The organism is Nocardiopsis sp. CNZ308 (genome assembly GCF_004217075.1).
On sequence record NZ_SHKJ01000001.1, the window covers coordinates 1,827,324 to 1,850,318 of the forward strand.

The 22,995-nt window shown below is 72.6% G+C and carries 26 protein-coding genes; 10 read left to right on the forward strand and 16 right to left on the reverse strand.

Annotated features, from left to right (window positions below; all coding sequences use genetic code 11):
- The first annotated feature begins 76 nt into the window (after positions 1-76).
- The 4 genes from EV372_RS07825 to EV372_RS07840 all read left to right on the forward strand — a co-directional run bounded on the left by EV372_RS07825 (position 77) and on the right by EV372_RS07840 (position 3,834).
- Positions 77-1,063, forward strand: coding sequence for an alpha/beta hydrolase-fold protein (locus EV372_RS07825; protein WP_130395455.1), 987 nt, complete (start codon positions 77-79; stop codon positions 1,061-1,063).
- Positions 1,064-1,172: 109 nt separating this feature from the next.
- Positions 1,173-2,471, forward strand: a complete 1,299-nt coding sequence (mshA, locus tag EV372_RS07830) for a D-inositol-3-phosphate glycosyltransferase (RefSeq protein WP_130395456.1) — start codon at positions 1,173-1,175, stop codon at positions 2,469-2,471.
- A complete protein-coding gene (locus EV372_RS07835) occupies positions 2,462-3,007 on the forward strand; it encodes a type III secretion system chaperone family protein (RefSeq protein ID WP_253795289.1) in 546 nt (181 codons plus the stop codon). Before mshA ends, EV372_RS07835 begins: the two co-directional genes overlap by 10 nt.
- An 80-nt stretch (positions 3,008-3,087) precedes the next feature.
- Positions 3,088-3,834 (forward strand): phosphoglyceromutase, encoded by a 747-nt coding sequence (locus tag EV372_RS07840; RefSeq protein WP_013155334.1) that lies wholly within the window; start codon positions 3,088-3,090, stop codon positions 3,832-3,834.
- Between the two features lie 121 nt (positions 3,835-3,955).
- Here the strand turns inward: EV372_RS07840 and EV372_RS07845 are convergent, their stop codons facing one another.
- Together EV372_RS07845 and EV372_RS07850 are read right to left on the reverse strand one after the other, a co-directional pair.
- The gene (locus EV372_RS07845; protein WP_130395457.1) at positions 3,956-4,318 is read right to left on the reverse strand and encodes a DsrE family protein; all 363 of its coding nucleotides are present in this window, start codon (positions 4,316-4,318) and stop codon (positions 3,956-3,958) included.
- Positions 4,319-4,332: 14 nt separating this feature from the next.
- On the reverse strand, positions 4,333-5,106 hold the full coding sequence (locus EV372_RS07850) for a GIDE domain-containing protein (RefSeq protein WP_130395458.1): 774 nt from the start codon (positions 5,104-5,106) through the stop codon (positions 4,333-4,335).
- A gap of 209 nt (positions 5,107-5,315) precedes the next feature.
- Between EV372_RS07850 and EV372_RS07855 the strand changes: the two genes are divergently transcribed.
- Entirely contained in the window at positions 5,316-5,852 is a 537-nt protein-coding gene (locus EV372_RS07855) for a nitrobindin family protein (RefSeq protein WP_013155337.1), read from the forward strand.
- Positions 5,853-6,186: 334 nt separating this feature from the next.
- Positions 6,187-7,209, forward strand: a complete 1,023-nt coding sequence (gene ygfZ / locus EV372_RS07860; RefSeq protein ID WP_130395459.1) for a CAF17-like 4Fe-4S cluster assembly/insertion protein YgfZ — start codon at positions 6,187-6,189, stop codon at positions 7,207-7,209.
- On the opposite strand, the gene EV372_RS07865 is transcribed toward ygfZ, so the two are convergent.
- Positions 7,206-7,925 (reverse strand): DUF4352 domain-containing protein, encoded by a 720-nt coding sequence (locus tag EV372_RS07865; protein ID WP_130395460.1) that lies wholly within the window; start codon positions 7,923-7,925, stop codon positions 7,206-7,208. The genes ygfZ and EV372_RS07865 overlap by 4 nt on opposite strands.
- 139 nt (positions 7,926-8,064) lie before the next feature.
- On the opposite strand from EV372_RS07865, the gene EV372_RS29355 reads away from it, so the two are divergent.
- Both EV372_RS29355 and EV372_RS07875 read left to right on the forward strand, forming a co-directional pair.
- Entirely contained in the window at positions 8,065-8,307 is a 243-nt protein-coding gene (locus EV372_RS29355; protein ID WP_486484108.1) for a type II toxin-antitoxin system RelE/ParE family toxin, read from the forward strand.
- Positions 8,308-8,429: 122 nt separating this feature from the next.
- Complete coding sequence (locus EV372_RS07875; RefSeq protein ID WP_130395461.1) at positions 8,430-8,837, forward strand: helix-turn-helix domain-containing protein; 408 nt, start codon at positions 8,430-8,432, stop codon at positions 8,835-8,837.
- Between the two features lie 53 nt (positions 8,838-8,890).
- Here the strand turns inward: EV372_RS07875 and EV372_RS07880 are convergent, their stop codons facing one another.
- From EV372_RS07880 to EV372_RS07895, 4 genes are all read right to left on the reverse strand, one after another.
- The gene (locus tag EV372_RS07880; protein ID WP_130395462.1) at positions 8,891-9,811 is read right to left on the reverse strand and encodes an NADP-dependent oxidoreductase; all 921 of its coding nucleotides are present in this window, start codon (positions 9,809-9,811) and stop codon (positions 8,891-8,893) included.
- A gap of 96 nt (positions 9,812-9,907) precedes the next feature.
- Entirely contained in the window at positions 9,908-10,618 is a 711-nt protein-coding gene (locus tag EV372_RS07885; RefSeq protein WP_130395463.1) for a type 1 glutamine amidotransferase, read from the reverse strand.
- Positions 10,619-10,628: 10 nt separating this feature from the next.
- Positions 10,629-11,885, reverse strand: a complete 1,257-nt coding sequence (locus EV372_RS07890; RefSeq protein ID WP_013155344.1) for a MurT ligase domain-containing protein — start codon at positions 11,883-11,885, stop codon at positions 10,629-10,631.
- Positions 11,886-11,976: 91 nt separating this feature from the next.
- Positions 11,977-14,127, reverse strand: a complete 2,151-nt coding sequence (locus EV372_RS07895) for a hypothetical protein (RefSeq protein WP_486484109.1) — start codon at positions 14,125-14,127, stop codon at positions 11,977-11,979.
- 592 nt (positions 14,128-14,719) lie between these two features.
- On the opposite strand from EV372_RS07895, the gene EV372_RS07900 reads away from it, so the two are divergent.
- Positions 14,720-15,097: a hypothetical protein gene (locus EV372_RS07900; RefSeq protein WP_130395464.1), complete on the forward strand. Its 378-nt coding sequence runs from the start codon at positions 14,720-14,722 to the stop codon at positions 15,095-15,097.
- Positions 15,098-15,211: 114 nt separating this feature from the next.
- Here the strand turns inward: EV372_RS07900 and EV372_RS07905 are convergent, their stop codons facing one another.
- The 6 genes from EV372_RS07905 to EV372_RS07925 all read right to left on the reverse strand — a co-directional run bounded on the left by EV372_RS07905 (position 15,212) and on the right by EV372_RS07925 (position 19,492).
- Positions 15,212-15,517: a DUF1416 domain-containing protein gene (locus EV372_RS07905; protein ID WP_130395465.1), complete on the reverse strand. Its 306-nt coding sequence runs from the start codon at positions 15,515-15,517 to the stop codon at positions 15,212-15,214.
- Positions 15,514-16,359: a sulfurtransferase gene (locus tag EV372_RS07910; protein ID WP_013155347.1), complete on the reverse strand. Its 846-nt coding sequence runs from the start codon at positions 16,357-16,359 to the stop codon at positions 15,514-15,516. Before EV372_RS07910 ends, EV372_RS07905 begins: the two co-directional genes overlap by 4 nt.
- A gap of 435 nt (positions 16,360-16,794) precedes the next feature.
- Positions 16,795-16,881 (reverse strand): putative leader peptide, encoded by an 87-nt coding sequence (locus tag EV372_RS29360; RefSeq protein ID WP_352231633.1) that lies wholly within the window; start codon positions 16,879-16,881, stop codon positions 16,795-16,797.
- A gap of 96 nt (positions 16,882-16,977) precedes the next feature.
- Positions 16,978-17,316 carry a thioredoxin family protein gene (locus EV372_RS07915; RefSeq protein ID WP_130395466.1) on the reverse strand — a complete coding sequence of 113 codons (339 nt, stop codon included), beginning with the start codon at positions 17,314-17,316 and terminating at the stop codon, positions 16,978-16,980.
- An 80-nt stretch (positions 17,317-17,396) separates the two neighbouring features.
- On the reverse strand, positions 17,397-18,095 hold the full coding sequence (locus EV372_RS07920; RefSeq protein WP_130395467.1) for an LmeA family phospholipid-binding protein: 699 nt from the start codon (positions 18,093-18,095) through the stop codon (positions 17,397-17,399).
- A 251-nt stretch (positions 18,096-18,346) separates the two neighbouring features.
- On the reverse strand, positions 18,347-19,492 hold the full coding sequence (locus EV372_RS07925; RefSeq protein ID WP_130395468.1) for a putative quinol monooxygenase: 1,146 nt from the start codon (positions 19,490-19,492) through the stop codon (positions 18,347-18,349).
- A 247-nt stretch (positions 19,493-19,739) separates the two neighbouring features.
- Here EV372_RS07925 and EV372_RS07930 point away from each other — a divergent pair, with 247 nt between their 5' ends.
- Positions 19,740-20,528 (forward strand): HAD family hydrolase, encoded by a 789-nt coding sequence (locus EV372_RS07930; RefSeq protein WP_013155351.1) that lies wholly within the window; start codon positions 19,740-19,742, stop codon positions 20,526-20,528.
- A 343-nt stretch (positions 20,529-20,871) separates the two neighbouring features.
- On the opposite strand, the gene EV372_RS07935 is transcribed toward EV372_RS07930, so the two are convergent.
- The 3 genes from EV372_RS07935 to EV372_RS07945 form a co-directional block, all read right to left on the reverse strand.
- Entirely contained in the window at positions 20,872-21,810 is a 939-nt protein-coding gene (locus EV372_RS07935; RefSeq protein ID WP_130395469.1) for an NAD-dependent epimerase/dehydratase family protein, read from the reverse strand.
- A 227-nt stretch (positions 21,811-22,037) separates the two neighbouring features.
- Positions 22,038-22,136 (reverse strand): 30S ribosomal protein bS22, encoded by a 99-nt coding sequence (locus EV372_RS07940; protein WP_013155353.1) that lies wholly within the window; start codon positions 22,134-22,136, stop codon positions 22,038-22,040.
- A 223-nt stretch (positions 22,137-22,359) separates the two neighbouring features.
- The gene (locus tag EV372_RS07945; protein WP_130395470.1) at positions 22,360-22,995 is read right to left on the reverse strand and encodes a histidine phosphatase family protein; all 636 of its coding nucleotides are present in this window, start codon (positions 22,993-22,995) and stop codon (positions 22,360-22,362) included.

Below are 22,995 nucleotides of genomic sequence, written 5' to 3' on the forward strand. Positions count from 1 at the left end.
ACATGACCGGTTACACTCAGTGATATTCTTTCGGTCCCCCGACAGGGTGCCGCTGGCCCGACCCTGAGGTTTCGGTGTGTTCGCGTCCTTCTTCCGGCGGGTCTTCGTGCTCGTCTCCTCCTGCGTGGTCGCCACGGCAGCCGCCATGCTGGCCGCGGTCCCGCCCGAGGAGCTGACGGAGCGGCTCGAACCCGATCCGGGCCCCGAGCCCCGGCTGGCCCACAGCCGGACGCTGCTCTCCCCGATCCAGGGGCCCTCCGCGCCCCTGCCGCGCCCCGGGCAGGTCTCGGCCTGCGCCGCACCCGGCAGGGACGAGGTCGTCACCCTGCCCGACACCGGCGCCCCCGAGGGCGGCCGCCCCCTGTGGATCCGGCGCCCCTCGGGCCCCGACAGCGCGGACCTGCCCGTGCTCTACCTGCTGCACGGGTCGGCCTCCACCCACGAGACGCTCATGGACGAGGACGTCGGCGCGCTCCTGGACCGGCAGATGTGCCGTGCGGGGGTCGAGTTCGTCATCGCCGCCCCCTACGGCCAGGAGAGCGGGGGCGCCACCACCGAGTGGGGCGACGCCGCCGACGGGGGGTTCGCGCTGGAGAGCTTCGTCACCGGCGCGGCCGTGGAGGCCGTCGAGGGCGGGCACACGCGCCCCCGCGGGCTGCGCGCCATCGGCGGGTTCTCCATGGGCGGGTACGGGGCGGCGGCGCTGGCGCTGCGCAACCCCGGCCTCTACACCCAGGTGGTGTCCTGGGCCGGGTACTTCCGGGTGGACGACCCGTACGGTGTCTTCGGCGGCGACACCGAGCCGCACTCCCCCGACCGGCTGCTCGGTCCGCAGGAGGTGGGCGACCTCAGGTTCATGCTGGTGGAGGGCACCGAGGACCACACACCGCTCCAGCGGGGCAGCATCCACGGGGAGGCCGGGCGCTTCGCCGGCCTGCTCACCGAACGCGGTATGACGGTCGCCACGTCCCACCCGCACGGGGGCCACGACTTCACGACCTGGAAGCGCTCCTTCCCCGAAGCCGTGGACTTCCTGGTCTCGGGCTGGAGTTCCGCACCGTAGGTCACGCGGTGTGCGCACCCGACCCCCTGGGACGGACCGGCGGGGAACAGTGTGTACCTTCGTCGCTGTTGACGACAGCGGCTGCGCACACGACCTGAAGGGACCTCCGGTGTCTGGAATCGTTCCCGTGGGAGAGCAGACGTCGGTCCCGTCCCGGGTGGCGACCGTCAGTCTGCACACCTCCCCGCTCGACCAGCCCGGCACCGGCGACGCCGGAGGCCTGAACGTGTACGTGGTCGAGGTGGCCCGGCGCATGGCCGAACGCGGCGTGGCCGTGGACGTGTTCACCCGCGCGACCCGGGCCGACCTCCCGCCGGTGGTGGAGCTGGCCCCGGGCGTGAACGTGCGGCACGTGCCCGCCGGGCCCTACGGCCACCTGGACAAGAACACCCTCGCCGAGCACCTGTGCCCGTTCATCTTCGGAATGCTGCGGGCCGAGGCGCAGAACGAACCCGACCACTACGACCTCGTGCACGGGCACTACTGGCTGTCCGGCCAGGCCGGTGTGGTGGCCGCCCGCCGCTGGGGCGTGCCCCTGGTGCAGTCCATGCACACCATGGCCCGGGTGAAGAACGCCTCCCTGGCCGACGGCGACGAGCCCGAGCCCGAGGCCCGGTTGCGCGGAGAGGACCAGTTGGTCCGCCAGGCCGACCGGCTCATCGCCAACACCGACGACGAGGCCCGCCAGCTCCGGGAGCACTACGGCGCCCGCGACGGCCAGATCAGCGTCATCCCCCCGGGGGTGGACCTGGAGGTGTTCAGCCCCGGTTCGCGCCGGGACGCGCTGGCGCGGATCGGGCTGCCCCCGGGCACCGAACTCCTGCTGTTCGTGGGGCGCGTGCAGCGGTTGAAGGCCCCCGACGTGCTCATCCGGGCCGCCGCCGCGCTGCTGGAGCGCGACCCCTCACTGCGTTCGCGCCTGGTGGTGGGCGTGGTCGGCGGCCTGTCGGGCGGCGGGATGCGCGAGCCCGGGCTGCTCACCGACCTGGCCCGCTCCCTGGGCGTGGCGGACGTGGTCCGGATCGAGCCGCCGCAGACCCGCGAGAGGCTGGCCGACTACTACCGCGCGGCCGCGGTGACCGTGGTGCCGTCCTACTCGGAGTCGTTCGGCCTGGTGGCGGTGGAGTCGCAGGCGTGCGGCACCCCGGTCCTGGCCGCGCGTGTGGGCGGCCTGACCACGGCCGTGGCCGACGGGGTGTCCGGTGTCCTGGTGCGGGGGCACAACCCGGACGACTACGCGGCCGAGCTGCACCGGATGATCGCCGAACCGGCGTGGCGTGCCAAGCTGGCGTTGGCGGCACCCGCGCACGCCGCGACCCTGGGCTGGTCGCGGACCGTCGACGAACTGCTGGACGTGTACCGGGCGAGCACCGCCCCCCGGGCGCTGCCCCTGGCGGCGTGCCGGTGACCGAGGAGGAGGGGAAGCACGAGGTGGACAGGGACGCTGCCCGCGACGCCGCGGCCAAGGCGATCTCCTCGGCCGTGGCGGAGGCCGAACTGGAGGTGGAGCGCCCCCGCGAGGGGTCGTTCCTGGTCACCCTGCCGGGGAAGGCCAAGCTCAAGACCCTGGTGTGGCTGGAGGTGGGGCCGCACAGCCTCACCCTGACGTCGTTCTTCTGCCGTCAGCCCGACGAGAACCACGCCGACTTCTACCTGTGGCTGATGCGCCGCAACGCCGACATGTACGGGATGGCCTTCGTCGCGGACGAGGTCGGCGACGTCTACATCCGCGGCCGCCTGCCGCTGGAGGGCGTCACCCCCGACGAGGTCGACCGCCTGCTGGGGTGCGTGCTCACCTACTCGGACGAGAACTTCAACGGCGCGCTGGAGCGCGGGTTCGCGTCGGCCATCCGCAAGGAGTGGCGCTGGCGCACCGAGCGCGGCCACGACATGCGCAATCTGCGGGCGTTCGCGCACCTGGTCGAGCCCCGGGACGAGGGGTAGGGCGGCACGGTCGCGACCGCTCCCCCGCAAGGGGCGGGCGGACGCCCGAGCGCGGTGCCCGGGTGGCTAGGCTTGCCCCCATGGGAACTCTGGTACTGCTGCGACACGGTGAGAGCGTCTGGAACGCGAAGGGCCTGTTCACCGGCTGGGTGGACGTGGACCTGTCCGCGACGGGCGAGGAGGAGGCCCGCCGGGGCGGCGAGCTGCTCAAGGAGGCCGGCGTACGACCTGACGTGGTCTACACCTCCCTTCTCAAGCGCGCGATCCGCACCGCGAACCTCGCCCTGGAGACCGCCGACCTGCACTGGCTGCCGGTCGAGCGCACCTGGCGCCTCAACGAGCGCCACTACGGCGCCCTGCAGGGCAAGGACAAGGCGCAGACGCGCGAGGAGTACGGCGAAGAGCAGTTCATGATCTGGCGCCGCTCCTACGACACCCCGCCGCCGCCCATCGCGGACGACGACACCTACTCGCAGGCCGGTGACGCCCGCTACGGCGAGCTGCCGCCGGAGCTGCTGCCGCGCACCGAGTGCCTCAAGGACGTGCTGGACCGCGCCCTGCCGTACTGGTACGACTCGATCGTGCCGGACCTGGCCGCCGGCAAGACCGTGCTGGTCGCCGCGCACGGCAACTCGCTGCGCGCGCTGGTCAAGCACCTGGACGGCGTCAGCGACGCCGACATCGCCGGGCTGAACATCCCGACGGGCATCCCGCTGCGCTACGACCTGGACGACCAGTTCAAGCCGACCAACCCCGGCGGCACCTACCTCGACCCGGAGGCGGCCAAGTCCGCCATCGAGGCCGTCGCCAACCAGGGCAAGAAGTAACGCCCGTCCGATCCGTCGCCGTGCCCGCGCCGCCTCCGGTGGTGCGGGCACGGCGCTGTCGGGGGCCGGGAGCAGGCGCCGCACCAGAACCGTTCGCGGCCTGTGGACGACGCTCCCCGCCTCAGTAGACGAGGGCCTGCGCGCCGTCCTGGACGGCCTCCTCGACGAAGGACGGCGCCCCGGCGATGCGCACGCCCTGGATCAGGTCCTCCCCGGTCAGGTCGCGTCGGGCGGCGCACTGGGTGCACACCGTCACCCGGCCCGCGTCGAGCACCGCGTCGAGCAGGTCCTTGAGGGGGGCCGCGTGCGGGAGAGAGAACCGCTCGGCACGGCCGGGGACCGCGAACCACGCCGACTCACCGGTCAGCCAGAGGGAGACCCCGACGCCGCTCGCCAGGGCGGCGGCGGCCACCGTGAACGCCTGGTTGCACCGCTCCGGGTCGTCCTCACCGGCGGTGACCTTGATCACCAAGGAACGAGACATGCCCGTCAGCCTACTCAGAGCGCCGCGGCGGTCAGTACGGCGCCCGCGATCGAGCAGACCGCGAGGGCGATGGTGAGCGCGAGGGCCTCGGTGCGGCGCGGGGAGACCCGCACCGGCTGGTCGTCCACACCGTGCTCGATGCTGAGCGTCCCGTCCTCGGGGGCGGCCAGGACCACGCGGCCCTCGCGCACCTGGACCCGGCCCGTGACGCGGATGCGGGCGCCCGGCCGGATCACCCACTCGCGGTACTCGAACTCGATGGTCTCGCCCCGGAAGACGCCCGAGATGCGGCCGCGCACGCGGGGCAGCAGGTCGTCCGCGGGTGAGGCCACACCCGGCTGCGGACGCCCCACCACGCGCTTGAGGCACAGCTCGGCGCCGCGCGGCTCGGTGTCGCCCGGGTCGACGAAGACCCGGTCGCCGTCGCCGGGACGGCCCTCGGCGACGATGCCGAACAGGTCCTCGGAACCGTAGTCGGCGATGGAGTCGCAGGCCCGCTCGCGGACCGCGCCCTCGGACGGGTCGCGGTTGAGCGGCCAGTAGTGGCGCAGCACCTCGTGGCCGTGCCAGACGCACTCGGCACCGGCCAGGCCGGAGGAGATGGGACCGTCGGGACCGGGAGCGGCGACACCGGTGAGCGTGACGCGCTGCCCCTCCCTGGCCGCCAGCACGCCCGGGCGCAGCTGGGCCAGTCCCCGCTGGCGCAGCCAGCGCCGCAGGGCGATCAGGGTCAGGGGGAGGAGGACCACCGCGGCCACGAGCAGCGCCGAACCGATCACCAGTAACACAGGCCGCCCCTTTGGAGAACACGTCGGAGGTCTAGGCGCGGTCGGCAGAACACGCCCCGTGGCCGCACCGCGCTGCTGACAATCTTTACCAGTTCTCCGGGAAAGCGGGGCCAATTGGGCATGTCCAGACCGGGGCCGGGGAGTGGCGGAGGCCACGGTGCGCCGTCGGCGGTCACCGCCGCCTCCAGCCGCCGCTACGCTCTGGGGATATGGACGCTGAGGTACACCCCGATCTGGCGAAACTGTCCTTCCTGCTCGGCCGTTGGGAGGGCGTGGGCGTCGCCGGTTACGCCGACGTGGAGGAGTTCCAGTTCGGCCAGGAGATCGAGTTCGCGCACAACGCGGGCCTGCCCTACCTGACCTTCACGAGCAGGGCCTGGCGGATGAACCCGGAGGGCACCCGCGGTGAACTGGTCACCGAGGAGTCGGGCTACTGGCGGGTGCGGCCCGAGACGGGCGCGGAGCCCAAGGAGGGTGAGCCCGTCGTGCACCTGGAGGTGCTGATCGCGCACCCCGAGGGCTTCAACGAGGTGTACCTGGGCAACGTGTTCGCGAACCGGGTGGAGATGTCCACCGACGCGGTGGTGCACACCGAGACCGGGATCGACGCGACCGCCTCGCACCGGTTGTACGGCCTGTTCGGCGACAACCGGGAGACGCTGGGGTACGCCTGGGACCTGGCGGCGCGCGGCCACGGCCTGCGCTCGTACATGTCGGCGCAGCTCAAGAGGGTCGGCTCGAAGTAGTCGGGGCCGAGTGGCCGGGGCCGGTCCGGGCATGGGCAGACCCCGGGCCGCTCCCGCCGCTGGGGCGGGGCCGGTCGGACGAGTTCCGGCGGCCCGGGGTCCGGGTGTCCGTCTGGGATTCGCTGCGAACGACGTCGCGCGAACGCGAGCGTCGTCCTAGCGGACGGCCACCTCGCCAGTCCTAAGATCAACCATCTCTTGGACCACCTCCTTTCTTGCGTGCCTCCGACACTACGTCGCGCTCCGGAGGCGGGGCAAATGTTTTTTCTGTGCGCGAAACCGCAGGTGGGGACGGCGTTTCCGCTCCCTTGGCAGGCCGACTAGTCTCGCTGGTATGACTTCGCCGCTGCTGAGCACACCGGGCGCCGTGAGCGCCGAGTCCCCCGACACCGGAGTCGCCGCGCACTACGGCGACCCCGCGCACGAGGGACGCGCCGCCGAACGTTCGAGCGCGTGGGTCGACCGGAGCAACCGGGGTGTGGTACGGGTGACCGGCCCCGACCGCCTGGGCTGGCTCAACGACCTCACCAGCCAGCTGACCCGGGGCCTGACGCCGGGGACCGCCACCGAGGCGCTGGTCCTGGACACCAAGGGGCACCTGCGGCACCACCTGTCGCTGGTGGACGACGGCGAGGCCACCTGGATCCACACCGAGCCGGAGGGCGGCCCGGAGCTGGCGGGGTTCCTCGACTCGATGCGGTTCATGCTGCGTGTCGAGGTGGAGGACCTGAGCGGTTCCCACGCGGTGCTGAGCGTGCTCGGTCCGGACCGCGCCAAGGCCGTGGAGGCCGCGTCGCTCGGTGACGTGACCGTGCGCGCGGCCGAGGGCGAGACCGACCTGTTCGTGCCCGCCGAACGGCTCGTCGGGGCCGCGGAGGCGCTCACGGCGGCCGGGGCGCGCCCGGCGGGCATGTGGGCCTACGAGGCGAACCGGATCGCGGAGCACCGGGTGCGCGCGGGACTGGACACCGACGACCGCACCATCCCGCACGAGGTGGACTGGGTGGGCCGCGCGGTGCACCTGGAGAAGGGCTGCTACCCGGGCCAGGAGACGGTGGCTCGGGTGCACAACCTGGGCCGTCCGCCGCGCCGCCTGGTCATGCTGCACCTGGACGGCACCGCCGAGCGCCTGCCGCAGGTGGGGGCCGCCATCGAGCTGGACGGGCGCTCCGTGGGCCGGGTGGGCACGTCGGCCCGCCACCACGAGCTGGGACCGATCGCCCTGGGCGTGGTCAAGCGCGCGGCCCCCACCGACGCCGACCTGGTGGTGGACGGCATCGCCGCCGGTCAGGAGGTCGTGGTGGACCCGGACACGGGCGCCAACGCCAAGATCGAGCTGCGCCGCCGCCCGCGTTAGTCCGGTTCGAGGAGGCCGCGTCCGCCGATGCGGACCTCGGCGAACTCGGTCCCGGTCGGCGCCAGGAACAGGATGTGGGTGGTGACGCTCTCCCCGGGGTTGATCTCGTCCCAGAAGTAGTCCCACGCCATGACGATCTCGGCGTCGACGTCGTTGGCGTACTCCAGGCCCTCGGTGGTCACGCCGATGGTCCCGTAGCTGTCGAAGACCGCGGGCTCGGAGCCCTGGTTGGTGACGTCGAGCCGGTAGACGTGGTACTCGGAGTCCGGGGGCGCGGCGGCGGACGCGCCCTTCCCGTCGGTGACGGTGGTGTCGGTGTAGGCCGTCTCCACCTCCACCAGGAAGGTGTCGAAGACGGCGGAGGCCCCGGTGTAGGACTCCGGCGGCACCGGCTGCGGATCGGGCTCCGTCCCGCCCGTGGGCGGCTCCTCCGGCTCGGGCCCCGGGTCCGGCGCGGTGGGGTCCGGTGGGACCGGGTCCGGCACGGAGGGACCCGGCGCTGAGGGACCCGGTGTGGCGGGCTCCTGGGCGGTACCGGGCTCCGGTTCCGACTGTTCCAGGACCAGCCGGGCCTCGGGGAGCGGGGCGCTCTCCAGCGAGACCACGGTGGCGACGCACCCGGCTCCGGCCAGGAGGACGGCGACGGGTGCGGCCAGGGCCCGTACGACGGAGCCGGGCCCTGTGGACGGTGGTGGGTGACGGCCTCTGCTGCTCATGCTGGTGTGACGCACGGCACCCGCGGTTCATTCCACCCCGGGGCGCCTTCTCCCTGGTCAGCCGCCGAGCAGCCCTGTCCAGCCGGCACTTTTCCCGCTCCACCCCACTGGACATAAGAACATCATTATGTCCTCCTGTATGTGGAAGATCTTCATGCTGGAGCCCGTCGAAGAGTGGTTTTTCAAGATCACTCAGGATGGCCCGGTCACGGCAAAGCTGGTTCTGAACGCCCTGGAGCACCTACAGAACAGGGGCCCACGAGAGGGTCGCCCCCTCGTGGACAGGATCAAGGGAAGCCGAATACACAACCTCGAAGAGCTCCGCCCAGGATCCTCCAAGAACACCGAGGTCCGCATGCTCTTCGTCTTCGACCCCGATTGACAAGCGGTGTTCCTTGTAGCGGGCGACAAGTCGGGCCAGTGGGACAGCTGGTACCGAAAGAACATCCCGCTTGCGGAGAAGCGTGACCGGGACTACTTGGACAATCGAGAGGACGATCGCCGATGAGGGCGCGCAACTGGCTGGAGATCAAAGCCGAAGCGGAACAACTCAACCCCTGGCTCACGTCGCCGGAGGCGAACGTCATCGCCGAGGAGGACACAGCCCGGATCGAAGCCGAGCGTCAGGGTTACGCGCTCTCCTCCCTGCGCAAGGAGAGCGGAAGGACCCAGAAGGAGGTCGCCCAGATCATGGGAGTGAGCCAGGCGCGGATCTCCCAGATCGAGCACGGGCGGATCGACAGCCTGGAACTCCTGCGGTCCTACATCAGCGCCATCGGCGGCGAACTGCACTTGAGGGTCGATCAGGGTCCGCTGAGCGTCACGCTCGACATCCCCGGAAGCGACGCCGCTGCCGCGACCGGAACCGCGGAGGAGGCCGACGCCTCCGCGGACAAGCGAGACGCCGCGTGAGAACGACGGGCCCGGCCGGCGCGGCCGGGCCCGTCGGACGGGTCGAGGGCTGGTCAGACGGTGAGGACGATCTTCCCCCGGGTGCGTCCGGCCTGGCTCAGGCGCCAGGCCTCGGCCGCCTCAGACAGCGGGAACTCGCGGTCCACGTGCACGGTGAGCCTGCCGTCGTCGGCCAGGCGTGCCAGCTCGGCGAGGTCCTCGGAGTCCGGGCGCACCCACAGCCAGTGCCCGCCCAGTTCCTGGACGTCGGGGTCGGCGATGGACACGATCCGCGTGGGGCCGCCCGTCAGCGGCACCGGCTCCTGGACCACTCCCCCGCCGACGAAGTCGAGCACCGCGTCGACGCCGTCCGGGGCCAGTGCCCGGACGCGGTCGACGAGGCCGTCCCCGTAGGTCACGGGCTCGGCGCCCAGGGACCGCAGGAAGTCGTGGTTGCGCTCGCTGGCGGTACCGATGACGCGTGCGCCGCGGGCGACGGCGATCTGGACGCCGAACGCTCCGACGCCGCCCGCCGCGGCGTGGACGAGCACCGTGTCACCGGAGCCGATCCCCGCCCGTTCGACGGACTGGAGGGCGGTGAGGCCCGCCAGCGGGACACCGGCGCTCTCCTGCCAGCTCAGCGACCGCGGCTTGGGCGCGAGCATGCGCACGCTGGCCGACACCAGCTCGGCGTAGGTGCCGTTCTTGGCCCAGTCCTTGCGGGCGTAGCCGTAGACCTCGTCACCGACCTGGTACTCGTGCGCGTCGGGTCCGACCGCCTCGACGACGCCGGCGACGTCCCAGCCGGGGATGAGCGGGAAGTCCGTCTCGAAGAGGGCGTCCAGGCCGCCCGCCGCGAGCTTCCAGTCCACGGGGTTGACCCCCGCGGCCCGTACCCGGATGAGGACCTCGCTCGGGGCGACCTTCGGGTCGGGAAGGTCCACCAGGGCGAGGTCGTCGGCCGATCCGTACTGCTGTAGTGCGATTGCCTTCATGCACACAACAGCGGTCGGGTCCCGGAGTTCATTCCGTGCGAAAGGACACGCGGGGCCCGACGGGGACGCACCCGTCGGGCCCCGCGGGACGCGGTGTCAGCGCATCGCGGCGGCGAGGCGCTCGTCGTGCAGGCGCTCCCCCCAGGAGGGGGCGAGCGGGGCCACCTGGCCCACGCGCCAGCGCAGCAGGAGATCGGCCAGCTGCGGGTTGCGCGGCAGGGCCGGGCCGTGCAGGTAGGTGCCCAGCACCTGGCCCTGGTAGGCGCCCTCGGTGCGGTCGTCGTTGCCGATGCCGCGCACCGTGGTGGACAGCGGCCGGGCCGAGGGGCCGATGGCCGTGCGGCCCTGGTGGTTCTCGAAGCCGGTGATCCGGCCCACGCCCAGGGCCGGGTCCACGTCCGCGACGATCTCGCCGACCGCGCGGCTCTGGCCGCGGCCGCTGCGGATGTCGAGGATGCCCACGCCGGGGAGCGGGTTGGCCTCGTCGTCGCCGTAGGTCTCGCCGATGATCTGGTACCCGGCGCACACCGCGAAGACGCAGGCGCCGCGGGCGGCGGCGCGGGCCAGGCCGCCGTCGGCGCGCAGGCGCTCGGCGGCCAGGATCTGCGGCCGGTCCTCGCCGCCGCCGAGCAGGTAGATGTCGCCCTGCTCGGGGACGGAGTCGCTGGAGTGGACGTGCACGATCTCGGTGGGGATGCCGCGCAGTTCGGCGCGGCGCTTGAGGATCAGGACGTTGCCCTGGTCCCCGTAGGTGCTCAGCAGATCGGGGTAGATCCACACGATCCGCAGGGCGCTGGTGTTCGTCATGGGTGTCTCCCTACTGGACGCGGCCGTACGCCGTGCGGATCTGCTGGAAGGCGGTGTAGTTGGCGATGAGGTCGACCTTGGTGATGCCCGGCTGGTCGGCCTTGATGCGGCCCAGGACCTCGTCGACCCGGTCGGCCACCTCGAACCGCACGCCGTCGGTCTCCAGGCGCAGCGCGAGGTCGGTGCGGCGCTCGCCCATGACGAACACGCGGCGCCCGCGCAGGACGGTGTAGTCCACGTCCCACAGCCAGGAGGTGTCCTTGCCGTCGGGGACCTGCGCGTTGACCGAGAGGATCACCGGGGTGTGGGGCGGGTCGAGGACGGCGAAGGACTCCAGCCACCCGGCGGGGTTCTTGGAGAGCAGCAGCCGCACCTCGACGCCCATGGTCACCACGGAGGTGTAGCGGCCCGCGACGGAGGTGATCTCGCGCAGCCGCTCCACGGTGCGCTCGGGGTGGATGCCGTACCCGGCGGCGGTGGCCGCGGCGATCGCGGCGTTGGAGCGGTTGGCGTCACCGGGCAGGTTCAGCCGCAGCTTGATGCTCTGGCCCTCGGGGGTGAGGAGGGAGTCGGAGGCGTTGTCCACCGCCCAGGTGGTCGCGGGGCGGGCCAGTCCGCACTCGGGGCAGGCCCAGTGCGGGTCCACGTCGCGCTTGAGGTGGCCGCCGCACTCGGGGCAGCACCAGGAGTCCTCCTTCCAGCGCTGTCCCGCGGACACCCAGGTGGCGTTGGGCGCGCCCAGGCCCGCCCAGGCCACGAGCGGGTCGTCGGCGTTGGCGATGACGTGGGCGTTGCTCTTGCCCAGCGCGAGGCGCCACTTCTTGGCGAGCAGGTTGATCTCGGAGGCACGGTCCATCTGGTCGCGGCTGAGGTTCATCAGCACCACGAACGCGGGCTGCGTGGCGAGCAGCACCTGCGGGAGGTACTTCTCGTCCACCTCCAGCACGCCGTTGACGGCGGACTGGTTGTTCGACAGCGCCGTGATGTGCCCGGTGGGCATGTTCGCGCCGTGCTCGTTGGTGGCCACGTCGCCGAACTCGCGCAGGGCGTGCGAGATGAGCCTGGTGGTGGTGGTCTTGCCGTTGGTGGCGCTGACCAGGGCGAGCCTGCGGCCCCGGGCGAGCTTGGCGAGCAGGTCGGGTTCGACCTTGAGCGCCACCCGGCCGCCGATGACGGAGCCGTCTCCGCGTCCGGTGGCACGGGACAGGCTGGCCGCGCTCCTTCCCAGAACCGATGCCAGTTGGGCGCGCAGGGGAAGCTCGCTCATCTACTCTCCAGTAAGTGCTGGACCACCCGCGCCGTTCGCTCCTGGGAGGCGGCGGGCGGTGTGTCGGGCCAAGCCTAGTGTCCACCCGGGGTCAGACCCGCCAGTCCAACCTCTCGGGCGGCGGTCCCAGGTTGGGCGGCACCCCGTCCTCCACGGCCCCCGTGGGCGCGGGGGAACCGTCCGCGGCGGCGGTGCCGTCGGGTGTGTCGGTCAGGGCGCGGGGGTCCGCGGTCGGGACCCGGGGGCGGACGCCTCCGGTACCGCGCCCCCTCGCGGCCGCGGCCGCGGCGCCACCGCCTCCAACGCCCGGTGTGTCACCGGTGTTCCGGGAGTCGTCCACCGTGGCGAGTGTGGCTGTGGACAGGGTGAGGATACCCGGGTTGGTGTCGGCCAGCACGGGACCGTCGGCGGTCAGGACCACGGCCGCGGTGGCGGGGAGTCCGCGCAGCGACTCGGCGTCCAGGCCGCAGGGGCGCCCGGGGGCCGCGCCGTCGTCCCCGGTGCCGGCGGACCCGCCGGTACCGGCCTCCTGGAGGGTGGCCCGACCCCACGCGGTGGCGGATCTCACATGGCGGACGAGGTCCAGGGGCGTGATCGCCGCCGCGGCGTTGCGGATCACCGCGCCGGACTCGGTGTGCGGGGAGGGGAAGAACCGGTCGTCGGCCTCCACCTCGGCGTCGGGGTCCTCCGGTTCGCCCGTGGCCGCGCCGCCCACGGCCTCGCCGACCGCCTCGGTGAGGCGGTGCACCCGCAGCCCGCCGGGGTCGTGCCCGGCGACACCGGGCGCCGCGGCCACGGCGTGTTCGACGGCCTCCGCCGAACCCCCGTTCTGACGCATCACCACCGGCAGGCAGGCGGGGTCGGCGAACCGGGCGAGCGCGGCGGGGGCGGCCGTGCGGAACATCAGGACGACCTCCACCCCGCCGTCGGCCGCCGCGGCGAGGACCTGGTCGATCTCCCCTTCGGGGAGGGACTCGGCGCCGCAGACCACGACGGTGCGGGTACGGTCCGGGCGCACGCGGGGGCGTCTGCCGTCGGCGTTCCTGGGCTCGGGCGCCTCCAGCAGCTCGCTGAGCGCGGACACGGCGTAGGTGCCGTAGACGCGCGCGGCGGTCTCACCGGAGGCCCGGTCGGTGGAGATGATCTTGACCTGCGCGTAGTCGTTGTCGTCCGCCCGGGTGCCGACGGCCTCGAAGGGGCTCAGGCGGCGCTCCAGCTCCCAGGCCCGCTCCCCGATGCGCGGTCCGTCGGCGCAGCGCTCGCGCACCCGGGCCCGCTGCCCCGGCGTGAGCAGGGCGAGCGCGGGGTCGTCCTCGGCGGCGTCCTCCTCGGGGGTGAGCAGGGAGCGCAGGCCGCCGATGAGTTCGGCGATCCCCGCGTGCGGCCCCAGGACCTCCAGGAGGCGCAGCAGGAGCGTCTCGTCGGCGTCGGCCTCCGCGGTGCCGCCGGAGGCGGACGCGACCGCGGAGAGGATGCGTGCGCGCTGGCCCGCGTCCAGGTTGGTGCCCAGGGTCATCCGGGGCAGGTCGGCGGGGAGCACCCACCTGCGCGGGGCGACGGCGCAGCGGCGGGCCAGCCGGACGAGTTCGCGGGCCACGGAACGCCCGGTGAGGTCGACCACGGTGAGGTCACCTCCCTCGCGCAGCCGGGAGACCCCGACGGTGGCGAGCAGCGCCGACCATCCGGCGTCGTCCCCGCCCACCACGACGACGGTGCCCCTGTCGGCGGGGACGGTCACCCCGTACCAGAGCGGCTGCGCCTCGTAGGCCCGGGAGGCCGCCTGCCACTCGGTGTACCTGCGGGCGTGCTCGTGCTGTTGTTCGCGCAGGATCCGGTCGCGCTCGTCGCGTTCGGCGGCCAGGCGCTCCCTGGCCCTCTCCAGCCGGTCGGCGACGACCTGGCGGCTCTGGACGAGGGCGAAGGCGATCGGCGCGGCGATGGCGGCGCAGGCGAACACGCCTCCGAGGGCGAAGCTGCCGGGAAGGATGCGCAGGGCCCACAGCAGCGGCAGCAGCAGGCTGAGGAGGCAGAGCCCGGCCAGTGCGAAGTACAGGGGCCGGTTGGTCTGGGCCTCGCTGTCGCGCTGGGCCGCGATCCACTCCTCGCTGACGGTCTCGGCGTCGGCCGGGGCCGGCCGCCGCGGGGCCGGTCCGGGAGGCGGCAGGAGCACGGTGTGCCGCCAGCCGACATAGGTACGTCCGGCCTCTCCTCGGGACGCTCCTCCCGAACGGGGGTTGGGCACCGTCCGAACACCTCCTGACCGGCCGTCGCGGGGGGCGGCCGGGGACTCGATCACGCGGGGCTCCGGGCCGGGCCGGAGCGTGGGCGGAATGCTGTCACCCGCCCGCCGCGCTTGTCACGGCCCGCCGGAACCGGTCACGGGCACGGAGGGTGCCGGTGGGCGCGGGTGGAGTGGCCGTCGATCTCAGTCAAGCAGCAGCGCGCACCGCTTTCCAGCCCCGCCCCGGACCTGTGGAAAACGCGTCGCGAACCCCGTGGAGGCGAAGGGGCCGCGCGCCCCGGCTCCCGCTCCCGGGGGGGCCGCGCGCCGAGGGGCGCACGAACGGCGGGCGCCCGTTCCCGGCGCCGGTGGCGAGGCACCGCCGTGTCAGCGCCTCCCCAGGGGGCAGGGGAAGGGGGACGGAAGAAGAGAGGACGCCCCCTTTTCCGAGGAGTGACCCCCCATTCCCGAGGCCTACCTGTACGCCGCGCTTCTCGCCCTGATGGTCGTCGGCCTGACGATGTTGATCACGTCCGCGGTCATGAGCCGTCGGTGGCGCCGCCGCAACGGACGCCCGCTCTGGCCGCCCCCCGCCTCGTGCGCGGAGGATGGAATGTGGTCCAGGGCGGACCGGGAACAGCGGCGCAGGGTCAAAAGAGCGGTGCGGCGGGGCCACGCGGTGGACGACCCGCGCACGGCCCGGCTCGTGTGCCACCGGGCGCGCGCCGAACACCGGCGCTGGGAGAACCCGTGGGAGACGGTCACCCTGTGCCTGGTCATGGCGATCCAGCTGCCGAACATGCTCAGATGGGTGCTGGACGAGGGCACCCCGGTGGCCATGCGCGTGCTGTTCGCTGTGTTTTTGGCGGTGTTCCTGCCCTACCTGCTGGGCGTAGTGCCGTACCGCCTCCTGCGCCTGCGGCGCACCGCCGTCGCCGTCGAACTCAACCTCCCCCTCGCGGAGAAGGCCCGGGAGGAGACCTCCGGCTGAGGGCCCCGGGGACTGGCCCCTGGGAGGGACAGGGCCAGGAACGGCGCGGGGCGCCGGTGCCGGACGGTCTCCCGTCGGCACCGGCGCCCCGTACGCCTGAGGTCGCCCGGCCGTCTAGGCCTGCACCTGGAGGTCGATGACCTTGCCCACCTCGGCCCGCACCGTGTACTCGCCGGTGAAGCCCTTCGAGGCGAGCACGCGCACCTTCCAGGAGCCGTCGGCGGCGAAGAAGCGGAACGTGCCCTCCTCGCCGGTGGCCACCTCTCCGACGAAGTCGTCGGAGTCGTTCAGCAGGCGGGCGTAGGCCCCGCTCAGCGGCTGTCCGTCACGGGTGACCGTGCCCTGGATGACCGCCTGGTTCCCGGCGTCGACATCGGCGAGGGCGACCCCGCCGACCGGCGCTCCGCAACTGTCGCTCACTTGGCCTCGGCCTCCCCCAGCTCGACCGGGACGCCCACGAGGGAGCCGTACTCGGTCCACGAGCCGTCGTAGTTCTTGACGTTCTCCAGGCCCAGGATCTCGTGCAGGGCGAACCAGGTGTGCGAGGAGCGCTCGCCGATCCGGCAGTAGGCGATGATGTCCTTGTCCAGGTCCACGCCCGCGCCGGTGTAGAGCTCGCGCAGCTCGTCGGCGGTCTTGAAGGTGCCGTCCTCGTTGGCCGTCTTGGCCCACGGGATGTTGCGCGCGGTCGGGATGTGGCCCGGGCGCTGCGAGGTCTCCTGCGGCAGGTGCGCGGGAGCGAGCAGCTTGCCGGTGAACTCGTCGGGCGAGCGCACGTCGACCAGGTCCTTGGTGCCGATGGCCTGCACGACCTCGTCGCGGAAGGCGCGGATGGAGGCGTCCTGCTCCTGGGCGGTGTACTGGGTGGCGGCCCGCTCGGGGACCTCCTTGACGAGCTCGCGGGAGTCGAGCTCCCACTTCTTGCGGCCGCCGTCCAGCAGGCGGACGTTGGTGTGGCCGTAGAGCTTGAAGTACCAGTACGCGTAGGCGGCGAACCAGTTGTTGTTGCCGCCGTACAGGATGACCTGGTCGTCGTTGCCGATGCCCTTGGCGGACAGCAGCTTCTCGAAACCGGTGCGGTCCACGAAGTCGCGGCGGACCGGGTCCTGGAGGTCCGTCTTCCAGTCGATCTTGACGGCGCCGGGGATGTGGCCCTTGTCGTAGGCGGACGTGTCCTCGTCGACCTCGACCAGGACCACGTCGGCGTCGTCCAGGTGAGCCTCCACCCAGTCGGCGTCCACGAGGACGTCGGAGCGGCTCATGGGGAACCTCCTGTGTTTCTTGTGCGGTGTCGCGTGTGCGGGTCGGTGCTCCCGGGGGCTGCCGTCCCGGGAGCGGGGATGTCGAAAGTCTGCGAAGTGGTGCGGGGCTCGCGGTTCCGGCGCGGGCCGGAGCCGCCGGACGTGCTCCCACGGGTCGGGGACACGCCGGATCCCGGACGTACGGGGAACGCGGACAGCAGGTTGCGGAGCGGTTGCCGGACCCTCCCGACCACCGCGCCCGCGCAGGACGGAGGACGGCGGCCGAGGACGCGAAGGTCGGCGGCTGCCGGGGCTCCGGCTGGTACGGAAGTGGTCAGGGCAGGCGCGAGGCGCTGCCCGTGAGGGTCGACCCGCATGTGTGCTGTCCCCGGATGCGTACGCGGAAGAGGAGAACCAGTCGCACGGAGGGGGCGTGGGCTCCGGGGCCCGTCCGCCCTAGGGACACAGACAGAGCGCGGTGGCGACGCGGCAGAAGTCCACTGCCCGTCGCTTCGTCAGATACGCGCTCGTCAAAGAGGTCACACCGAAGACGCTACAGGCCCCGTTACGCGTTTGTCACTGGTGGCCTGGATCACAAAGAAGTCGTACGCGCCGGCGCGGCGTCCTCGGGGAGGCGGTTCAGAGGACGGCCGCGCCGATCGCGGCGATCACGTCCGCCTTGCGGGGCTGGCCCGCCGCCCGGCACACCACGCGGCCGGAGGCGTCCAGGACCAGGACGGTGGGGGTGCCCGTGACGTCCAGGCGGCGGACGAGGTCGAGACGGGACTCGGCGTCCACCTCCACGTGCGCGACGCCGCCGACCATGCCCGCGACCTCGTCGAGGACGCGCCGGGTGGCCCGGCAGGGCTGGCAGAAGGCGGTGGAGAACTGCACGAGGGTGGCCCGCTCCCCCAGCGGGGCGCCGACCTCCTCCGCGGTGAGCACGTCGCCCGCCGCGTCCGCGTCCTGTCGCGCCATGGCGCTTCCCCTCCCCTGGTGTGTCCTCTTCCCCGGTCCTCCGGCCGCCGCTCCCGCCGCGCGGGCCGCCGGGGCCGGCGTCAGACCGCGTCGGCGCCCATGAGCGGGACGTCCGAGCCGGTGCCGGTGACCCGCAGGCCGCTGGAGGTGGCCTCCATCTCGGTCACGGTCAGGCCGAACGGCAGCTGCGGGGCCTGGGCGCTGAAGGTGAGCATGGTCGCGGCCATGCCGCTGAGGTCGACGGGGGCGTCACCCACCTGGACGTCGACGGGGGTGACGGTCACGGTGTCGCCCTCGACGGAGAACTCACCGCCCGCGTTGACGGAGGTGCTGATGCCGAACTCGGGGAACGCCAGCTCACCGGTGATACGGGGCTCGCCGCCCTCGGTCGTGATCGTGATGCCCTCGGGGAGGTAGGCGTTGAAGAAGGAGTAGGGGACGGTGAAGGAGCCGTCCAGCTGCCCCGCCACCACGGTCGGCTGGTTGAGCAGGTCGGCGGGGGGCGCGTCGACCTCGGTGGCGGTGACGTCGATCTGCTCGACGGTGATGCTGTCCATGGTGGCCGAGGCGGCGGTGATGTTGACCTCGGAGTAGGTGCCGCCGACGGCCTGCGGCAGGAAGGCCCAGCCCTCGATGGACACCTCCGGCTCCTCGGCCATCTGGAGTCGCTGGGCCAGCTGGCTCGCGACCATGTTCTGCGCGAAGCTGCGTGCCCCGATGTCGGCCGCAACCACCGCGACCGCCAGGAGGATCAGGAGAACGACGAGAAACTTACGCATCGGAGATCCCAGCACACTTTCTTTCGTTCCGGCGCGCTCTCGGCTGGGTCATCCCGCCGGTCGTGGTCACACGCCATCGGCGCCCGACGGGCGCCGGTCATGGAAACCTGTCGGAAAGGCTACTTCACCACAGGTGGGACGCCCGGGGTCTTCCACCGGTTTGTCCCGACTGGACAACTAGACCGGTTCGAGACCTCTCGCGGGGCGAGAAGGGGCGCTGCGGCCCCGTCCGCGGGCCTTACGGGCCCTGCTCAGCGGGGCATCAGCATGGCGGCGAGGCCGTCGCTGGCCGCCGCGCCCGCGAGGGAGAGTTCGATCACGTTGGTGGCGACCACGTGCTGGGGGCTGAGGCGGGCGAACTCCAGGACGTGCGGCTGCTGCTCGTGCTCCTCCTGCGCCAGCTCGTCGCGGTACATCGCGTAGACGATGCGCTGGAGCGGCGCGCTGGGCACCGTGTGGCAGGCGAACAGCAGGGTGTCCGGCTCGCTGTGGGAGACCTGGGCGACGAGGGCGTCGGCGATGCGGTCGAAACCCGGGCCCTGGCCGTCGGCGAGCGTGTAGATGGTGATGACGCCGCGCAGCTTGCCGGGCGGCGCCTGGCGGACCGGCGGACCGTCGTAGTAGTCGTCGTAGGGGTCGGCTTGGCGACGCTTGCGGCGCACGGGCTCCTCCGGGAGTTCGTCGTCGGGGTCCGCGCCCCCGTCGTCGTCGTAGTCGTCGTAGTAGTCGTCATCGTCGTAGGGGTCGCGGCGCGGGCGCGCGGCCATGGCGGCGGCCCCCCACAGCGCGGCGACGGAGCCGAGCATCAGCAGCGGTCCCCCGAAGCCGAGGCCGAAGCGGCCGACCACGACGGAGAGCAGCGCGGCCAGGCCGACCAGCCCCAGCACCGTCAGGTCGGTGCGGCGGTGGTCGGAGGCGCGCCTGGCGACCGCGACGAGCGCCGTGACGAGGAAGACCGCGACGAGGACCTGCGCGAGGTTGACGAGCGAGCGCGGGATGAGGTCGTAGTGGTCGCCCATGGCGGGGTAGGAGGCGTCGAAGCGGGTGCTCACCCGGTCGACGGACAGCACCACCAGGGGGACGATGGTGAAAGCGCTCAGGAACAGCCGCGAGGTGAACCGGCCGCGGGGCGAGCGGACGCCGTACTCCAGCGCACCCCAGGCCATGTAGAGCGGGCCCAGGAGGCTGATGCCGATATGCAGCAGCCGGAAGGTGATCCCGCCGAAGTCGAACATCGCGCCGATCACGGCCGCGCTGAGGCCGACCGTCGTACCCAGTGCGGCGACGAGCCATCCGACCGCGGCCACACTGGGACGGCGCTGGGCGTACGCGGCGAGCGCGGCGGTGGCGCTCCAGCCCACCAACGCGCTTATGAATGCCAGTCCTACCGTCACCATCCCGACAATGATGCTGCACGTTAGCGGGTGGATGTGCACTAGATACAGATTCGGGGGGCCAGTGTGGGCGACGATCCCGCAGAGTGGAGGCCACAACGGGGATTTACACTGTGATCTTCATCACCGGGTTTGCCGCCGCATCCCAGGGGCCCCACCCTGCCCGCGGGTGGCCGTAGGCTCGCACTACGCGGGGAGCGCCGCCCCGACACCGAAGGGCCGCTTCCCCCACCCAAGCCAGGAGAGAACCGTGTCACACGACGCCGTGTCCCCGAACGCGCGCGGGGCCGCCTTCTTCGACGTGGACAACACCCTGATGCGGGGTGCGTCGATCTACCACTTCGCCCGGGGCCTGGCCTCCCGGGACCTGTTCACCACCCGCGACCTGATGCGGTTCGCGTGGGGGCAGACGGTGTTCCGGGTGACCGGCAGCGAGCAGCCCGAGCACATCAACGCCGCGCGTGAGGCCGCGCTGGCGTTCGTGGCCGGACACGACGTGAACGATCTGGTGGCGCTCTGCGAGGAGATCTACGACGACACCATGGCCGACAGGATCTGGGAGGGCACCCGGGCGCTCGTCCAGGGGCACCTGGACGCGGGGCGGCCGGTGTGGCTGGTGACCGCGACGCCGGTGGAGCTGGCCCAGATCATCCGGCGGCGGCTGGGCCTGACCGGCGCTCTGGGCACCGAGGCCGAGTGCGTCGACGGGGTGTACACGGGGCGGTTGAACGGGGACCTGCTGCACGGTCCGGCCAAGGCCGTGGCGGTGCGCGCCCTCGCCCACAGGGAGGGGTGGGACCTGGCGTCCTGCTCCGCCTACAGCGACTCCTCCAACGACCTGCCGCTGCTGTCCCTGGTGGGGCGTCCGCACGCGGTCAACCCGGACACCGACCTGCGCAGGTACGCCCGCACGCACGGGTGGCCGGTGCACGACTTCCGGCGGCACCGGAACGCGCTACGGGTGGCCGTTCCGGCCGCCGTGGGCGCCGTAGCCGGTGCCGTGGCGCTGCGAGCGGTCAGACAGAGACGGACCGGCTGAGCCGGGACGGAAGGGCCGGGACGGAAGGGCCGGTCACCGGGACCGGACAGGTCGGGCCGAGCGGCCCGGAGGCGGGCGGGACCGAGCGGACGGGGCGACCGGTCGAGCCGGGTGACCGAACGGGCGGGGTGCCCGCGCGTCGGGGGGCCGCCGCACGGGGGCGGGCCCGGGACCGGAGTCGTCCACGGGCCACGCGCGGGCGTGGCGCTGGCGGGCGACCGCCTGGTGGAACGGATCAAGGGGCCCAAGGGCCCGGGACACCTCATGCTGCCCGCAAAGCCCTCAAATGCGCTTTACGGGCGTTTCGCACCGTGGGCCGCACCCAGGGCCGACCGGAGGCCCCTCAGCGTCCCAGCGTGGCCCTGGCGAGGGCGAGCACGTGGACGGGCCGCAGACCGCCTCCGCGCGAGGACGTGCCGCGGCGGCTGCCCGCGTAGGTCTCGAAGGCCTCCACCGAGCTGTAGGCGGGCGACCAGTCCAGCACCCGCTCCAGGGAGTCGGTGCGCATGCCCGAGGTGTTCAGGCCCGCGCGCACGGCGCGGGAGGTGCTGGAGCTCGCGTAGTCGATCCGGCCGTGCTTGGCCAGGCCGCGCAGCACCCGTAGGCCGCGTGCCGGGACGGGGAGCCGCTGGCCGCCGACGCGGCGCAGGCAGTGCGAGAGGCGGACCGAGTCCTCGCCCGCCACGTCGAAGAACCCGGTGCCGTCGCTGAGCGCCATGCGCACCAGCGCCTCGGCGCCGTCGTCCTCGTGCAGGAACTGCACGTCGGGGTCGCTGCCGAGCACGGTGGGCACGAACCGCGAGTCCAGGTAACGCGTGAGCGGGGTGCTCACGGAGGGGCCGATGAGGTTGGCGAACCGCAGGACGGCCACCGAGAGGTCGGGGCGGCGGCGCTGGAGGCCGCGGGTGTGCCGCTCGACCTCGGCCGCGTCGTCGGCGTCCAGGGTGGCGCTGGACCGCACCACCAGGCGCCGGACGGTGGTGGAGCGCTGGGCCGCGCCGAGCACCCGCATGGTGCCCAGGACGTTGTCCTCGCGGTTGGGACGGCCCGTGGTGTCCAGGCCCAGGTGCAGGACGAGTTCGGCGCCGGAGTCGGCGACGATCCTGTCCAGGCTCCCGTCGTGCAGGTCGACATGGGCGTACTCGACCCCCGGCGTGTCCGTGGGCGGCGGCGAGGAGTCGGCGCCGATCACCCGGCGGACCCCGGGCTCTTCGCTCAGGGTCTGCGCGACCCTGGCGGCCAGGGGTGTGGAAACCCCGGTGACGAGTACGACACGAACCATGGCGACACGTTCCTTGGGAGGAGACGGGAGCTGTTCCGGCGGGTCCGCGGACCGTTCACCCCCCGGGGGTGAACCGGCGACCGCGACCCGTGAGGCACAACAGCGCCTCACCCAGAAAATTCCATTGCTCCGGCAAAGGCCGGGCAAGGACGGCGGTGTCTCCGCGTCCGGGGCGTGCCTGGAGCGCGCCCGCGCCCGCGGAGAGACGACGTTCGCCGCTACCGGTCCTACTTCTTGTTGCGACGCGCGACACGCGTGCGCTTGAGCAGCTTGCGGTGCTTCTTCTTCGCCATCCGCTTGCGGCGCTTCTTGATGACGGAACCCATGGGATCACCTTCTCGCTGACGGAGGTTACGGACATGCCGCACCGCTGGGCGGTGGAAACCGGCAAGGGGCTCGGATGCGGTCACCGGAGCCGTTCGGACACCGGCGTGCCCGGGCCCGGATCGGCCGGTGCGACCGGGGTGGTGTCCCCCGGGTCCGGCGCTGGAGAGCGCGCACCTACCGCACCCGAAGGCCCAGCTTACCGTTACGGGTGCGCGCTCCGGGTCACGCCCCGGGAAGTGCGGGCTCGTCCTTGTACAGGACGGCGGCGGGTTCCGCGTAGCTGACGCTGGTCAGCCGCTGGTCGCTGAAGGTCAGCGACGTCACGCTCGCCAGGTTGCACTCGCGCAGGTCGGGGCGGTGCCAGAGGCGTTTGCCCTCGGCGGCGCGGCGGGTCATCCAGATCGGCAGCTGGTGGCTGACGCACACGGCCTCGCGGCCCCACGCCGCCCGGCGGGCGACCTTGACGGCCTCCACCATGCGCGTGACGATCTCGGAGTAGGGCTCGCCCCAGGACGGCAGGAACGGGTTGTACACCCGGCTGAACACGCGGGGATCGCGCACCGACCGCCGCGACAGGCTCATCCCCTCGAACTTGTTGGCCGCCTCGATGAGCCGGTCGTCCAGGGTGACGGGCAGGTCCGTCGCCTTCTGGAGGGGCACGGCGGTCTCCTGGGTGCGGTCCAGCGGCGAGGAGAACAGCGCCGCGATGTCGTGGCCCTCGAACCACTCCGCGGTCATCTCCGCCATCTGCTGGCCCCGGTCGCTGAGGTGGAAGCCGGGGAGTCTTCCGTAGAGCACCTTGCCGGGGTTGTACACCTCTCCGTGTCGCAGCAGGTGCACGACGGTGGTCGTCGTCAT

Coding starts and splice junctions, on each gene's coding strand:
- EV372_RS07840 (WP_013155334.1), top strand. CDS start 3,088: ATGGGAACTCTGGTACTGCTGCGACACGGTGAGAGCGTCTGGAACGCG.
- EV372_RS07845 (WP_130395457.1), bottom strand. CDS start 4,318: ATGTCTCGTTCCTTGGTGATCAAGGTCACCGCCGGTGAGGACGACCCG.
- EV372_RS07855 (WP_013155337.1), top strand. CDS start 5,316: ATGGACGCTGAGGTACACCCCGATCTGGCGAAACTGTCCTTCCTGCTC.
- ygfZ (WP_130395459.1), top strand. CDS start 6,187: ATGACTTCGCCGCTGCTGAGCACACCGGGCGCCGTGAGCGCCGAGTCC.
- EV372_RS07865 (WP_130395460.1), bottom strand. CDS start 7,925: ATGAGCAGCAGAGGCCGTCACCCACCACCGTCCACAGGGCCCGGCTCC.
- EV372_RS29355 (WP_486484108.1), top strand. CDS start 8,065: ATGTGGAAGATCTTCATGCTGGAGCCCGTCGAAGAGTGGTTTTTCAAG.
- EV372_RS07875 (WP_130395461.1), top strand. CDS start 8,430: ATGAGGGCGCGCAACTGGCTGGAGATCAAAGCCGAAGCGGAACAACTC.
- EV372_RS07880 (WP_130395462.1), bottom strand. CDS start 9,811: ATGAAGGCAATCGCACTACAGCAGTACGGATCGGCCGACGACCTCGCC.
- EV372_RS07885 (WP_130395463.1), bottom strand. CDS start 10,618: ATGACGAACACCAGCGCCCTGCGGATCGTGTGGATCTACCCCGATCTG.
- EV372_RS07890 (WP_013155344.1), bottom strand. CDS start 11,885: ATGAGCGAGCTTCCCCTGCGCGCCCAACTGGCATCGGTTCTGGGAAGG.
- EV372_RS07900 (WP_130395464.1), top strand. CDS start 14,720: ATGTGGTCCAGGGCGGACCGGGAACAGCGGCGCAGGGTCAAAAGAGCG.
- EV372_RS07910 (WP_013155347.1), bottom strand. CDS start 16,359: ATGAGCCGCTCCGACGTCCTCGTGGACGCCGACTGGGTGGAGGCTCAC.
- EV372_RS07915 (WP_130395466.1), bottom strand. CDS start 17,316: ATGGCGCGACAGGACGCGGACGCGGCGGGCGACGTGCTCACCGCGGAG.
- EV372_RS07920 (WP_130395467.1), bottom strand. CDS start 18,095: ATGCGTAAGTTTCTCGTCGTTCTCCTGATCCTCCTGGCGGTCGCGGTG.
- EV372_RS07925 (WP_130395468.1), bottom strand. CDS start 19,492: ATGGTGACGGTAGGACTGGCATTCATAAGCGCGTTGGTGGGCTGGAGC.
- EV372_RS07935 (WP_130395469.1), bottom strand. CDS start 21,810: ATGGTTCGTGTCGTACTCGTCACCGGGGTTTCCACACCCCTGGCCGCC.
- EV372_RS07940 (WP_013155353.1), bottom strand. CDS start 22,136: ATGGGTTCCGTCATCAAGAAGCGCCGCAAGCGGATGGCGAAGAAGAAG.
- EV372_RS07945 (WP_130395470.1), bottom strand. CDS start 22,995: ATGACGACGACCACCGTCGTGCACCTGCTGCGACACGGAGAGGTGTAC.